Raw genomic sequence first — 14,843 nt, forward strand, 5'->3', positions numbered from 1 at the left:
CCCGGGGACGGCCAGGGACTACTCGGCCTGAAGCACGAGCAGCGCCATGTCGTCCTCCGAAGGCCCCGTCCCGAACTCGTGCACCAGCCTGCGGATACGTTCCGCGATCAGCTCCGCGGTCAGCCCCGCACACCCCGCGAGAGCCTCTGCCAGACCGTCGTCGTCGTCGAACTGGCTGGCACCGCTGCGCCGCTCCGTCACCCCGTCCGTGACGCACAGCAGGCTGTCGCCGGGGTGCAGCTCGAAGGTCTCGGAGGTGTACGCGGCGTCCTCGACGACACCGAGCAGGGTCTGCGGCCGGGCCACCTCCCGTACATCCCCGTCGGGCCCCAGCAGCAGCGGCAGCGGATGCCCGGCGGACGCCAGCGTGCAGCGCACCCCGCCGTCGAAGGGGACGAGCTCGCCGTAGAGCATGGACAGGAAGCGTGTCTGCGGGCCGAGGTCCGCGCCGAGCCCGGGCCCGCCCGCGGCCACGAGCGCCCGGGCCGCCGCGTCCGCCGCCTCCGTCGCGTCGTCGAGCAGGAGCTGATTGAGCCGGTCGAGGACGTCCGCGACGTGGTAGCCCTCACGGGCCAGCAACCGCAGCCACGGCCGGGCCAGCCCGATCACCACGGCGGCCTCGGGCCCCTTGCCCTGGACGTCGCCGACGGCGAAGCACCAGCGGCCGTCGCCGGCCGGGAACAGGTCGTAGAAGTCGCCGCTGGGCCCGCCCTTGTCGAGCGGCTCGTACACCAGGGCGCTGCGCACGCCGGGGATCTCGGCGACCGCTCCGGGCAGCAGACCGCGCTGGAGGACCCGGCTGATGGTGGCCTGGCGCGCGTACTGGCGGGCCGCTCCGATGGCGAGGGCGACACGGCGGCTGAGGTCCTCGACGAGCCCGGTGACCTCGTCGGGGAACTCGGCCGCTCCGGACCGTCCGATGACGAGCGTGCCGAGCGGCCGGCCACCCGCGATCAGCCGGTACGCGAGCGCCGCCCCGCTCGCCCCGGGGGTGCCCAGGGCCTCGCCGGGCCAGGGCACCGGCACGGCTCGGGAGCGCACCGCGTCCGGAAGCCGCGGCGGGTCCTTCTCCAGGGCGAGGCGCAGCTCCTCGATGCGGTTCTCGCTGCCGTGCCAGACGCGGGCGAGCCGGGGCCCCAGGGCGAGACCGAGTCCGCCGGCCCGGTCGGTGGCCTCGTCCTCCAGCCACACCGCGCACCAGTCGGCGAGGCGGGGTACCAGGAGCTGTCCGGCGAGCGCGGCGACCAGGTCCTCGTCGAGCTGGCCGGCGAGCAGGTCGGAGGCCTCGGCGAGGAAGGAGAGGGCTCCCCGGTTGAGCCAGTCCTGGTCGGGCTGGGCGTCGCGGCCGGGTTCGGGTGCGCGTATCTCGGGGCCGGGCGTGACGCCGGTCCCCGGGTCGGGCTTCGGGCCCCGCTCACCGGCGTACGTCCGTGTCGTCTCCCCGTGCCGCACGGGCGCCGTGCTCCCGCCGCCGTGCCCGGCGTCCGCGGTCCCCACGCCGTTCGCCGTCCTCGCGGTGTGCGGCCCTGTCGCCGCGTCCGCCCGCTCCGCGGCGTCCGGCTTCCTCGTCGCGTCCGGCTGCTCCGTCGCCTCCGCGGTACCCCTGAGGTCCGGTGCCGGGCCGGTGCCGGAGAACAGGCCGTCCTGCGACAGGCCGTCGCCGCCCGTGCGGCCGTCGAGCGGGATGCGCGCCCACACGGTCTTCGTGCCGGGGCGGTAGGTGATCCCCCAGGCCTCGGAGAGCGCGGAGACGAGTCGCAGGCCCCGCCCGTACTCCGGTGTCCCGCAGGGCCGTTCGACACTCTCGTCGCGCAGACCTCGCGAGGGGTGGTGGTCGGAGACCTCGACGACCAGGGGGCCGGGCAGTGCGTCCGCGGGACGTTCGAGGCGGCACAGCAGGCCGACGTCGGTGCCCGCGTGCACGACCGCGTTGGTGACGAGTTCACTGACGATCAGCAGGGCGTCGCCGGTGAGCCTCTCGTCGATCATCGCGGCTCCGGGCAGGGCGAGTTCGATCCATTCGGCCAGGGTGTCGCGCAGGAACCTGCGGGCGGTCCCCGAGGCCAGTGGGGTGCCGGGCAGCGAGGTGCGCGCCACGACGTCCTGACCGGCGCGGTGGTGCGCAGGCGCGTCAGGGGCACGCACCATGAACTCCCGTTGCGTCGGAATGGCCCCCACTGTGCGGCTCCCTGAGCAGTTCGGACGAATACGCCTCAGCCGATGCGGACAGGGTGACAGACTGACCACGCCCATAAGCGCCGAGTTACCGAAGTGGGCCGCCATGAGTGAGAACAGTGGTATGCAAGTGCTCGAAGACGGACAGATTCGAGCATCGGATCTGCGTCCTCTGCTCGCCGCGATGACCGCCGCGCGGGACGGCGATTTCGGCAAGGTACCGGAGACGGGCCATGGCCTGGTGGCCGAGCTGAGCACCGTCTTCAACCAGATCATGGACCGCAGCACCCACTTCAACTCCGAGGTGCAGCGGGTCCGTCGGGAGCTGGTGCGCCACGGCCGGCTCGACGAGCGCCTGTCCGCGAGTCCGGGCCAGGGCAACTGGACGACTCGCGTCAACGACGTGAACCAGCTGCTCGACGCCCTGGTCGCGCCCGCGGCGAACGCGACGCGGGTTCTCGACGCGGTGGCCGGCGGCGATCTGACCCAGCGGGTCGACCTGCACGACGGCAATCGCCAACTCCGGGGCGATCTGCGCCGGCTGGGACGCGCCGTCAACAAGATGGTCGACCAGCTGTCGCTGTTCACCGGCGAGGTCACCCGGGTCGCCCGCGAGGTGGGCACCGAGGGCCGGCTCGGCGGACGCGCCAAGGTGACCGGGCTGTCCGGGAGTTGGCGGGACGTGACCGAGGCGGTCAACACGATGGCGTCCCGGCTGACGGCGCAGGTGCGGGACATCGCGCTGGTCACCACGGCGGTGGCGCGCGGCGACCTGACCCGTACGGTCACCGTCGAGGCGACCGGTGAGCTGCTCGAACTGAAGCTGACCGTGAACACGATGGTCGACCAGCTCTCCGCGTTCGCCGACGAGGTCACCCGCGTCGCCCGCGAGGTCGGCACGGAGGGGCAACTCGGCGGGCGCGCGCAGGTGCGCGGCGTGTCCGGGGTCTGGAAGGACCTCACCGACAACGTCAACTTCATGGCCTCGAACCTGACCTCGCAGGTCCGCAACATCGCCCAGGTGACCACGGCCGTCGCCAACGGCGACCTGAGCCAGAAGATCACCGTCGACGCGCAGGGCGAGATCCTGGAGCTCAAGTCGACGATCAACACGATGGTCGACCAGCTCTCCGCCTTCGCCGACGAGGTCACCCGCGTCGCCCGCGAGGTCGGCACCGAGGGCAACCTCGGCGGCCGAGCCCAGGTCCGGGGCGTCTCCGGCGTCTGGAAGGACCTCACCGACAACGTCAACTTCATGGCGGACAACCTGACCTCACAGGTCCGCAACATCGCCCTCGTCTCCACGGCCGTGGCCCAGGGCGACCTCGGCAAGAAGATCACGGTGGAGGCGAAGGGCGAGATCCTGGAGCTGAAGTCCACGATCAACACGATGGTCGACCAGCTCTCCGCCTTCGCCGACGAGGTCACCCGCGTCGCCCGCGAGGTCGGCACGGAAGGCAACCTCGGCGGCCAGGCGCAGGTGCGCGGCGTCTCCGGCGTCTGGAAGGACCTCACCGACAACGTCAACTTCATGGCGCTGAACCTGACTTCGCAGGTCCGCAACATCGCCCAGGTGACCACGGCCGTCGCCAACGGCGACCTGTCGAAGAAGATCACCGTCGACGCGCGCGGCGAGATCCTGGAGCTGAAGGACACCGTCAACACGATGGTGGAGCAGCTGCGCGCCTTCGCCGACGAGGTCACCCGCGTGGCCCGCGAGGTCGGCACCGACGGGCGGCTCGGCGGACGCGCCCAGGTGCTCGGTGTGTCGGGTGTCTGGCGGGACCTGACCGACAACGTCAACTACATGGCCGACAACCTGACCTCACAGGTCCGCAACATCGCCCAGGTCGCCACCGCGGTCGCCCAGGGCGACCTCTCGAAGAAGATCGACGTGGACGCCCGCGGCGAGATCCTCGAACTGAAGACGACCATCAACACGATGGTCGACACCCTCTCGTCCTTCTCCTCGGAGGTCACCCGCGTGGCCCGCGAGGTGGGCTCCGAGGGCCAACTGGGCGGCCAGGCCCGGGTGGAGGGTGTGTACGGCACCTGGAAGCGCCTCACGACGAACGTGAACGAGCTCGCCTCCAACCTCACCACCCAGGTCCGCGCCATCGCCGAGGTGGCGTCCGCGGTCGCCCAGGGCGACATGTCCCGCTCCATCACCGTGGAGACACAGGGCGAGGTCGCCGAGCTGAAGGACAACATCAATCTGATGGTGGCCAACCTGCGCGAGACCACGCGCGCGAAGGACTGGCTGGAGTCCAACCTCGCCCGGCTCGCCGCGCTGATGCAGGGCCACCGCGACCTGATGGAGGTCGCGGACCTGATTCTGCGCGAGCTGACCCCCCTGGTGAACGCGCAGTACGGCGCCTTCTTCCTCGCCGACCCGGAGGAGGACGGGACCTCGCTGCGCACGGCCGTCCCGGCCAAGGGACTCGCCTTCATCGCCGGCTACGGCTCGGCGCAGGGCGCGACCGTCGACACGGGCGGCATGCCCGTGCACGGGCTCGTACGGCAGGCGGCGCGCGAGAAGAAGCGGATCCTGGTGGAGGAGGCTCCGCCGGACTACATCAAGATCAACAGCGGTCTGGGGGAGGCCGCGCCCGCCAGCGTCGTCATCATCCCGATCCTGTTCGAGGACACGCTGCTCGGCGTGATCGAGCTGGCGTCCTTCTCCCGCTTCTCCGACGTCCACCTGGCCTTCTTCGACCAGTTCGTGAACACCATCGGCGTCGCCATCAACACCATCATCGCCAACTCGCGCACCGAGTCGCTGCTCGGCGAGTCCCAGCGGCTGGCCGTGCAGCTGCAGGACCGCTCGGACGAACTCCAGTCGCAGCAGGCCGAGTTGCAGCGTTCGAACGCCGAGCTGGAGGAGAAGGCCGCGCTGCTCGCGACGAGTTCGCAGTACAAGTCCGAGTTCCTGGCGAACATGTCGCACGAGCTGCGCACCCCGCTCAACTCGCTGCTCATCCTGGCGCGGCTGCTGTCCGACAACCCCGACGGGCATCTCTCCGACCAGGAGGTGCAGTTCGCGACCACGATCCACCGCTCCGGGTCCGACCTGCTGCAGCTCATCAACGACATCCTCGACCTGTCGAAGATCGAGGCCGGCCGCATGGACGTACGGCCCAAGAAGCTGCCCCTCATCAAGCTGCTCGACTACGTCCACGCGACCTTCCGCCCGCTCACCCTCGACCGGGGGCTCGCCTTCGAGGTGACGGTCGGCGAGGACGTACCGCGCGAGATGTACTCCGACGAACAGCGGCTCCAGCAGATCCTGCGCAACCTGCTCTCCAACGCGATCAAGTTCACCGCCACCGGCCGGGTCGAACTGCGCGTCAGCCGCCTCAAGGACCCGGGGCACATCTTCACCCGCGAGCACAGCGACGACGTGATCGCCTTCGCGGTGTCCGACACCGGCATCGGCATCGCCGCGGAGAAACTCCCGGTGATCTTCGAGGCGTTCCAGCAGGCCGACGGCACCACCAACCGCAAGTACGGCGGCACGGGTCTCGGCCTGTCCATCAGCCGGGAGATCGCGGGCCTGCTCGGCGGCCGGATCATCGCCGAGAGCAAGCCGGGCACGGGGTCCACCTTCACGCTGTACGTCCCCGTGGTGAGCCCCGGACACACGGCGACCGGCCCGGTGCCCGAGGACCGAGCGGTACCGGTGCCCGAGCAGCTGTCCAGCGAGCCGTACCCCGCCCACGATACGGACGACACCTGGCCGACGCCCACGAAGCTGGAGGCCTGGAAATCCGGCCGGGCGGGCCAGGTCCTGCCCGGGCGGCGCGTGCTGATCGTGGACGACGACATCCGCAACGTCTTCGCGCTCACCCATGTCCTGGGCCGCGTGGGCATGCCGGTCCTGTACGCGGAGAACGGCCGGGAGGGCATCGAGACCCTGGAACGCAACCCCGACGTCGAACTCGTCCTGATGGACATCATGATGCCGGAGATGGACGGTTACGAGACGATCTCCGCGATCCGCCGCACCCCCCGCTGGACGGGCCTGCCCATCGTCGCGCTGACCGCGAAGGCCATGCCCGGCGACCGCGAGAAGTCCATCGCGCGGGGCGCCAACGACTACGTGCCGAAGCCGGTGGACGTCGACCGGCTCCTCACCGTCGTCTGCGCCCTCCTCGACCCGGAGGGCAGCGACACGGACGCCGGGAGCGTGGACACGGCGGCCCTGGAGGGGGCCGGCTCCCCGGAGGGCGGGGCCGGGCCGCCGAGCGCGGAGAAACCGGAGGACCCGGACGCCCGGGAGAGTGCGGGCGTCCGGGTCGAGGACGCCGCAGGCGGTGCCGTCGCGCCGGCTCCGGGTCCCCGGGGTGAGCCCGCCGTCCCGCCGACAACCGAGTGAGGCCCCGTCACCATGAGCGCTGAGGCAACGACCGGCGAGCGCGCCAGCATCCTCCTCGTCGACGACATGGAGGACAACCTGATCGCGCTGGAGGCCGTCCTGGGGTCCCTCAACGAGCCGCTGGTGCGGGCGCGTTCCGGCGAGGAGGCGATGAAGGCACTGCTGCGGCAGCGGTTCGCCGTCGTCCTGCTCGACATCCGGATGCCGGGCATGGACGGCTTCGAGACCGCCACGAACATCAAGCGGCTCGACCAGACCAAGGACGTCCCGATCATCTTCCTGACCGGCACCGACGCCGACGCGGGCTACGCCTTCCGCGGATACGCGACCGGAGCCGCCGACTATCTGACGAAGCCCTTCGACCCCTGGGTCCTGCGGGCCAAGGTCAGCGTCTTCCTCGATCTGCACCGCAAGAACCAGCAACTGGAGCGCATGCTCGCGCACGAACAGGAGCACTTCGACGACCTCGCCGACCGTCTGCGGAGCATCGAGCGCCACATGGCCGCCGGCGACCACCAAGACCTACCGGAACTGCTCGACCAGGTCCGCCAGGTGCAGGACCTGGTCCGGGCGATGCGCCGGGGACGGGGTGTGTGAGGCGGACGGCGGGCACCGGGGCGTCCGCCGCCGGCCAGGCGCGCGGGCGACAGGCGACGGTACGGGGGCTCGCCGTGCGGCGGAGCCCCCGTACCGGGGCCGGGCGGCGGGACTAGGCCTCGCGCGTGCCCGCGTACATCTCGTCGATCAGGTGCTTGTACTCGCGCTCGACGACCGGACGCTTGAGCTTGAGGCTCGGAGTGATCTCGCCGTGCTCGACGTCGAGGTCACGGGGCAGCAGCCGGAACTTCTTGATGGTCTGCCACCGCTGGAGACCCCCGTTCAGTTCCTTGACGTAGCCCTCGACGAGGGCGACGGTGGCGGGCGCCGCGACGATCTCGGCGTAGGACTTGCCGTCCAGGCCGTTCTCCTTCGCCCACCCCAGGATGGACGGCTCGTCGAGGGCGATGAGCGCGGTGCAGAAGTTCCGGTCCGCGCCGTGGACGAGGATGTTGGAGACGTACGGGCAGACGGCCTTGAACTGGCCCTCGACCTCGGCGGGCGCGATGTACTTGCCGCCGGACGTCTTGATGAGGTCCTTCTTGCGGTCCGTGATGCGCAGGTAGCCGTCCGGCGACAGCTCACCGATGTCGCCCGTGTGGAACCAGCCGTCCGACTCCAGGACCTCGGCCGTCTTCTCCGGCAGCCCGTGGTAACCCTCCATGATGCCGGGGCCGCGCAGCAGGATCTCGCCGTCGTCCGCGATGCGCACCTCGGTGCCGGGCAGCGGCTTGCCGACCGTGCCGGTGCGGTACGCCTCGCCGGGGTTCACGAAGGAGGCGGCGGAGGACTCCGTGAGGCCGTACCCCTCCAGGATGTGGATGCCGGCACCGGCGAAGAAGTAGCCGATCTCGGGCGCGAGCGCGGCGGAACCGGAGACGCAGGCCCGCAGGTTGCCGCCGAACGCCTCACGGATCTTGGCGAAGACGAGCGTGTCGGCCACCTTGTGCTTGGCGCCGAGCGCGAAGGGCACGGAAGCGGTGCCGGTGCGGCGGAAGTTGTCCTGGCTGACCTTCGCGTACTCGCGGGAGACCTCGGACGCCCACTGGAAGATCTTGTACTTGGCGCCGCCGCCGGCCCGCGCCTTGGCCGCGACCCCGTTGTAGACCTTCTCGAAGATGCGCGGGACGGCCGCCATGTAGGTCGGCTGCACGACCGGCAGATTCTCGATGATCTTGTCCACGCGGCCGTCGACGGCGGTGACGTGCCCGACCTCGATCTGGCCGGAGGTGAGCACCTTGCCGAAGACGTGCGCGAGCGGGAGCCACAGGTACTGCACGTCGTCCTGGCCGACCAGCCCGGTCGCCGAGATGGCCTTCGCCATGTACGCCCAGTTGTCGTGCGGCAGACGGACACCCTTGGGACGGCCCGTGGTGCCCGAGGTGTAGATCAGGGTGGCGAGCTGGTCGGCGGTGATCGCGCCGACGCGCTCCTTGATCAGTTCGGGGTGCTTCTCCAGGTACGCGGCGCCACGGGCCTCCAGCTCGGCGAGCGAGAGGACCCCGTCACCGGTCTCGACCCCGGCCGCGTCGACGACGACCACATGGGTCAGCTCGGGCAGCTCGGCACGCTTCTCCTGCGCCTTGGCGAGCTGGGCGGCGTCCTCAGCGATCAGGACCCGGCTTCCGGAGTCCGAGAGGATGAACGCCGACTCCTCGGCGTTGGTCTGCGGGTAGATGGTCGTCGTGGCCGCGCCCGCGCACAGGATGCCCAGGTCGGCGAGGATCCACTCGACCCGCGTCGAGGAGGCCAGCGCGACGCGCTGCTCCGGCTGCACGCCCAGTTCGATCAGACCGGCCGCGATGGCGAAGACGCGCTCGGCGGCCTGCCCCCAGCTCAGCGACTTCCAGTCGTCCGCGCCCTCGCCCGACGCAGGCGGCACCGGATAGCGGTACGCCTCGGCGTCCGGCGTGGCCACCACGCGCTCCAGGAAGAGGGCCGCCACGGACGGCGGACGGTTCTCGATCAGGGTCTGTGTGTCGCTCACGACATCCTCCGGGGCCCGCGACAGTGCGTGCGTCTTGGCTCGACCGACTGTTGGCTGCTGACTGCCGACTGCTGCTGTGCGGCTGGCTGGTTGCGGCTGTTGTTTAACTCGCGAGTAACCATCGAGCAGAGATCAGAGTAAAGCGCGTCCGGCCAGTGCGTAAGAGGCGGCGGACTGTCACTTCCTACAGAGAGCGAACCTACGCACGCGTACGGGCTCGCCGCGCCGAAGCGCGACGAGCCCGCATTGTGCCCCAGTTTCCGGGGGTAACAGGTGGCTACTTCTTGCCCTTGGCCGAACCACCGCTGTCGTCGCTGGACAGGACGGCGATGAAGGCCTCTTGCGGAACCTCCACAGAGCCCACCATCTTCATCCGCTTCTTGCCTTCCTTCTGCTTCTCCAGCAGCTTCCGCTTACGGGAGATGTCACCGCCGTAGCACTTGGCCAGCACGTCCTTGCGGATCGCGCGGATGGTCTCGCGGGCGATGACCCGGGAGCCGATGGCCGCCTGGACGGGCACCTCGAAGGCCTGCCGGGGGATCAGCTCGCGCAGCTTGGCGACGAGCCGCACACCGTACGCGTACGCCTGGTCCTTGTGCGTGATCGCCGAGAACGCGTCGACCTTGTCGCCGTGCAGCAGGATGTCGACCTTCACGAGGCTGGACGCCTGCTCGCCGGTGGGCTCGTAGTCGAGCGAGGCGTAGCCGCGGGTCTTGGACTTCAGCTGGTCGAAGAAGTCGAAGACGATCTCCGCGAGCGGCAGGGTGTAGCGGATCTCGACGCGGTCCTCGGAGAGGTAGTCCATGCCGAGCAGCGTGCCCCGACGGGTCTGGCACAGCTCCATGATCGAGCCGATGAACTCGGAGGGCGCGAGGATCGTGGCGCGCACGACGGGCTCGTACACCTCGTCGATCTTGCCCTCGGGGAACTCGCTCGGGTTGGTGACGGTGTGCTCGCTGCGGTCCTCCATCACGACCCGGTAGACCACGTTGGGCGCGGTCGCGATCAGGTCCAGCCCGAACTCGCGCTCCAGCCGCTCACGGATCACGTCGAGGTGCAGCAGGCCGAGGAAGCCGACACGGAAGCCGAAGCCCAGCGCCGCCGAGGTCTCCGGCTCGTAGACCAGCGCGGCGTCGTTGAGCTGCAGCTTGTCGAGAGCGTCGCGCAGCTCGGGGTAGTCGGACCCGTCCAGCGGATACAGCCCGGAGAAGACCATGGGCTTGGGGTCCTTGTAACCGCCGAGCGGCACGGTCGCACCCTTGTGCAGGGTGGTGATCGTGTCACCGACCTTGGACTGACGGACGTCCTTCACACCGGTGATGAGGTAACCCACCTCACCGACACCGAGCCCGTCGGCCGGCAGCATCTCGGGCGAGTTGGTCCCGATCTCCAGCAGCTCGTGCGTCGCGCCCGTGGACATCATCCGGATGCGCTCACGCTTGTTGAGCTGGCCGTCGATGACACGCACATAGGTGACGACACCCCGGTACGAGTCGTACACGGAGTCGAAGATCATCGCGCGGGCGGGAGCGTCGGCGACACCGACCGGGGCCGGGATCTCGACGACGACCTTGTCCAGCAGCGCCTCGACGCCCATGCCGGTCTTGGCGGAGACCCGGAGCACGTCGTCGGGGTCGCAGCCGACCAGGTTGGCCAGCTCCTCGGCGAACTTCTCGGGCTGGGCGGCCGGCAGGTCGATCTTGTTGAGCACCGGAATGATGGTGAGGTCGTTCTCCATCGCCAGGTAGAGGTTGGCGAGGGTCTGGGCCTCGATGCCCTGGGCGGCGTCGACGAGGAGGATGGTCCCCTCGCAGGCGGCCAGCGACCGCGACACCTCGTACGTGAAGTCCACGTGCCCGGGGGTGTCGATCATGTTGAGGATGTGGGTGTTGCCCGGGTCCTCGGTCGGGGCCCAGGGCAGCCGGACCGCCTGGGACTTGATCGTGATGCCGCGCTCGCGCTCGATGTCCATGCGGTCGAGGTACTGAGCGCGCATCTGCCGCTGCTCGACCACCCCGGTCAGCTGGAGCATGCGGTCGGCGAGCGTGGACTTGCCGTGGTCGATGTGCGCGATGATGCAGAAATTGCGGATCAGAGCCGGGGCGGTACGGCTCGGCTCGGGCACATTGTTAGGGGTCGCGGGCACGCAGGGTCCTGTCTCTTGAGGCGCCTGTCGCCTCGGGTCGGATCGATACGTAGGTTCCATGGTCCCACGCGTGGGGACCTGCGACCGGTTTGGGCCGCATGAGTGGATGCCGACGGCGGGTTTCGGGGGTGAGGCGGGCCGTCACAGGGGTCGCGGCGGGTTTTCGGGGAGCGGTGCGAAGGGCGGGCGTGGGCGGCAGCGGCGATCGGTGGTCGATGGGGCGGGCGGCCGGGGCGGGTCGATCGGGGTGGCTCGCGGCCTGAGGTGCGAAGGCCACCCGGGGACCGGGGTCGGCGGCCTGTGGGCGCAGGCCCGGGACGAGGCGAACGCGGGAACGAACGGCGTGAACGGTCCCGCGCGAGGAGGCGACGACCGGTTTGGGGCGGTCGCGGGGCGACTGGTAGCCTGGGTGGCTGTGTCTCATGCCCTCTCTGCAGGAGGCACACCTCAAGGAAATCAAACGGCGTGCGAGACGTGCTGTCCCGTGCACCAGAACCTGTAAAGGCTCATTTCGTGGCGAACATCAAGTCCCAGATCAAGCGGATCAAGACCAACGAGAAGGCCCGGCTGCGCAACAAGGCCGTCAAGTCTTCCCTGAAGACCGCGATCCGCAAGGCCCGCGAGGCCGCTGCCGCGGGTGACGTCGAGAAGGCCACCGAGTACACGCGCGCCGCGTCGCGCCAGCTCGACAAGGCCGTCTCGAAGGGCGTCATCCACAAGAACCAGGCCGCCAACAAGAAGTCGGCGCTTGCTTCGAAGGTCGCCTCCCTCAAGGGCTGAGTCGGCTGAGCCCCTTAGGGCTCAACCCCTGACTTGACCGTCGGCCGGACCAGAGCGGGCCCTCTCTCATCCGCTCCCGTCCGACACCCCGGATCCACGCGCGGCCTGCGTTCGCCACGCGGGCGTGGATCCAGCAGCTTGAACCGAAGGCCTCGTGCTTCTTCCTTCCCCAGGAAGCGGACGGGGCCTTCGGTGTACCGGAGTGACTCCCATGCCCCTCGGCCTCTGGTCCTCGGCCTCTGGTCCTCGGCCTCTGGTCCTCGGCCTCGCGGAGCAGACGCCGGACCGCACCCGCCGCGTCGGCCCGGCGCGCGGCAACCGATTCAAGGCAGCGTGGCTGCCTCAAGGGCTGGGCACACCGGGGGGCTCGGCAGCCCGGACGGTTAGGCGGTTTCGTTCGGATCGGCTCGGATCGGGCCGCGGCGTCCGGTGCCGTGCATCACAAGGCGGAGGATCACCCGCGTACCGGGCGTACCCGGGTGATCCGACAACGCGGCGAGGTGCCGTGCCGGACGCCGCGGACCCGAGCCGATCCGAACGAAACCGCCTAGCCCCGGCCGGACCGAGCCGCTCGGGCGATCGCCACGACCGCCTTCTCCAGCGCGTACTCGGGGTCGTCCCCACCGCCCTTGACTCCCGCGTCGGCCTCGGCGACGGCCCGCAGCGCGACGGCGACTCCGTCCGGAGTCCAGCCCCGCATCTGCTGCCGCACCCGGTCGATCTTCCACGGCGGCATCCCCAGCTCGCGCGCCAGGTCGGCCGGCCTGCCGCCCCGTGCGGACGACAGCTTCCCGATCGCCCGCACCCCCTGCGCCAGCGCGCTGGTGATCATCACGGGCGCCACCCCGGTCGCCAGGGACCACCGCAGCGCCTCCAACGCCTCCGCGGCCCGTCCCGCCACGGCCCGGTCGGCCACGGTGAAACTCGACGCCTCGGCCCGTCCCGTGTAGTACCGCCCGACGATCGCCTCGTCGATGGTCCCCTCGACGTCCGCGGTCAACTGGGACACCGCGGAGGCCAACTCCCTCAGGTCGCTGCCGATGGCGTCGACGAGTGTCTGGCACGCCTCCGGCGTCGCCGACCTCCCGAGCGCACGGAACTCGCCCCGCACGAACGCCAGCCGGTCCGCCGGCTTCGTCATCTTGGGGCACGCCACCTCCCGCGCCCCCGCCTTGCGCGCGGCGTCGAGCAGTCCCTTGCCCTTGGCCCCACCCGCGTGCAGCAGCACGAGGGTGATCTCCTCGGCCGGAGCCCCCAGATACCCCTTCACGTCCTTGACCGTGTCGGCCGAGAGATCCTGCGCATTGCGTACGACCACGACCTTGCGCTCGGAGAAGAGCGACGGGCTCGTCAGCTCGGCGAGCGTGCCGGGCTGCAACTGGTCCGGGGTGAGGTCGCGTACGTCCGTGTCGGCGTCGGCGGCCCGAGCGGCGGCCACCACCTCCTGCACGGCACGGTCGAGCAGGAGATCCTCCTGGCCCACCGCGAGCGTGACGGGGGCGAGAGGGTCGTCTTGAGCTGTCTTCCTGGCCATCACCGAAAGCATCCCACGCGGCACTGACATCACGTGCCGTGCGGGCACTCCGCCCGGAGCCACGAGCGGGTCACGGCTCCTCGCGCCAGCCGTCCCACTCCCCCGCGAACTCGTCCAGCTCCTTGGGGTCGAGCTGCTCCTCCGGGTCCGTCAGGACGACCAGCCACTGGGCGTCCTCGGCATCGTCCTCGCCTGCCAGCGCGTCCCGGACGAGCTGCGGCTCCTCATCGAGGGGGAACCGGTCACCGAGTGCCTCGGCCGCCTCTTCCGCCGCGTCGCGGTCGGGCAGTACCAGCACATGTCTCACATCACTCACGTGGACATTTTCCGATACGCCCGACGCCGCCCGCGCCGGGGGCCGAGATCCCGGCACCGCCCCGCGCGCCGCCCGCGCCGCGACGGCTCCCCACCCTCCGCGCTACGCCCGCGCCCGCACCTCGGGCACCCGCTCCAACTCGATCCCGAAGCGCTTCCTATAGGTGTCCAGTACCTCCTCGTCCGTCGCCAGCTCCAGGACCTCCTTCGCCCCGTCGGCCGTCGTCACCGTGAACTTGCGGCCGCTGAGCGTGATCCTTCCGCCCTCCTCCGTGACCCGTGAGCAGACGAGCGACCGCGCGAAATGCGACTCCGGGGAGGTGCTGTGCCACCACGCGCCGACGACGAAGTCCTTGAGCACCCTCGGCCGCACCTCCATGCGGTACTGCGCCTTGCCGTCCCGGACGACGTCGAGGTCGCTGTCCTCCCGGCTCGTGCCGGGTCCCCGCACACCGGCGGTGTCCGGACCCGACTCGACGATCCGGAACGTGCCGCCCGGGTCCTTCTGCTCCCCTCTGCCGCCGAAGGCCAGCGGGTAGTGGCTGTGCGCCCCGAAGCCGACATCGGTCAGCCAGTCGCCCCCGTCCACCGTCCGCACCCGCAGCGCGAGGTGGTCGTACGGAATCCCGAGCATCCCCTCCTTCCCGTACACCCGCGCCGCGAGCAGGGTCACGTCGAAGCCCAGGGCCCCCAGCAACGCCCCGAACGCGCCGTTCAGTTCGTAGCAGAAGCCGCCCCTGTGCGCGCCGACCAGCTTGTCCAGCAGCCGCCGCTCCTCCAGCACGATCTCCTCTGCGAGGTGGATCGACAGGTTCTCGAACGGCACCGTCTCCAGATGGCGCAACTGGAGCTCGCGCAGTACATCGGACGTGGGCCACGCGGGGTGCTGGGCCCCGATCCGGCGGAGGTAGGCGTCGGCCTGTGCGGAGTTCAT

Annotated in this window: 9 protein-coding genes; 3 read left to right on the forward strand and 6 right to left on the reverse strand. The window is 70.3% G+C overall.

Translation table 11 applies throughout. The features are described from left to right. Positions 1-18: 18 nt before the first annotated feature. Complete coding sequence (locus ACZ4IF_RS03415) at positions 19-2,178, reverse strand: SpoIIE family protein phosphatase (RefSeq protein ID WP_467559121.1); 2,160 nt, start codon at positions 2,176-2,178, stop codon at positions 19-21. 103 nt (positions 2,179-2,281) lie between these two features. On the opposite strand from ACZ4IF_RS03415, the gene ACZ4IF_RS03420 reads away from it, so the two are divergent. Together ACZ4IF_RS03420 and ACZ4IF_RS03425 are read left to right on the forward strand one after the other, a co-directional pair. Next, entirely contained in the window at positions 2,282-6,550 is a 4,269-nt protein-coding gene (locus ACZ4IF_RS03420) for a HAMP domain-containing protein (RefSeq protein WP_467559123.1), read from the forward strand. Positions 6,551-6,562: 12 nt separating this feature from the next. Further along, entirely contained in the window at positions 6,563-7,147 is a 585-nt protein-coding gene (locus tag ACZ4IF_RS03425; protein ID WP_467559125.1) for a response regulator, read from the forward strand. A 112-nt stretch (positions 7,148-7,259) separates the two neighbouring features. Here the strand turns inward: ACZ4IF_RS03425 and ACZ4IF_RS03430 are convergent, their stop codons facing one another. Then, positions 7,260-9,134 carry an AMP-dependent synthetase/ligase gene (locus tag ACZ4IF_RS03430; protein WP_467559127.1) on the reverse strand — a complete coding sequence of 625 codons (1,875 nt, stop codon included), beginning with the start codon at positions 9,132-9,134 and terminating at the stop codon, positions 7,260-7,262. 277 nt (positions 9,135-9,411) lie between these two features. After that, positions 9,412-11,280 (reverse strand): translation elongation factor 4, encoded by a 1,869-nt coding sequence (lepA, locus tag ACZ4IF_RS03435; protein ID WP_467559129.1) that lies wholly within the window; start codon positions 11,278-11,280, stop codon positions 9,412-9,414. Positions 11,281-11,793: 513 nt separating this feature from the next. Between lepA and rpsT the strand changes: the two genes are divergently transcribed. Next, a complete protein-coding gene (rpsT, locus tag ACZ4IF_RS03440; RefSeq protein ID WP_028802556.1) occupies positions 11,794-12,060 on the forward strand; it encodes a 30S ribosomal protein S20 in 267 nt (88 codons plus the stop codon). Between the two features lie 547 nt (positions 12,061-12,607). On the opposite strand, the gene holA is transcribed toward rpsT, so the two are convergent. The 3 genes from holA to ACZ4IF_RS03455 form a co-directional block, all read right to left on the reverse strand. Next, a complete protein-coding gene (holA, locus tag ACZ4IF_RS03445; protein WP_467559131.1) occupies positions 12,608-13,594 on the reverse strand; it encodes a DNA polymerase III subunit delta in 987 nt (328 codons plus the stop codon). Between the two features lie 70 nt (positions 13,595-13,664). After that, the gene (locus ACZ4IF_RS03450; RefSeq protein ID WP_467559133.1) at positions 13,665-13,910 is read right to left on the reverse strand and encodes a hypothetical protein; all 246 of its coding nucleotides are present in this window, start codon (positions 13,908-13,910) and stop codon (positions 13,665-13,667) included. 102 nt (positions 13,911-14,012) lie between these two features. Then, entirely contained in the window at positions 14,013-14,843 is an 831-nt protein-coding gene (locus tag ACZ4IF_RS03455) for an arylamine N-acetyltransferase family protein (protein WP_467559135.1), read from the reverse strand.

The sequence above is a fragment of the Streptomyces sp. NPDC025784 genome (assembly GCF_055558435.1).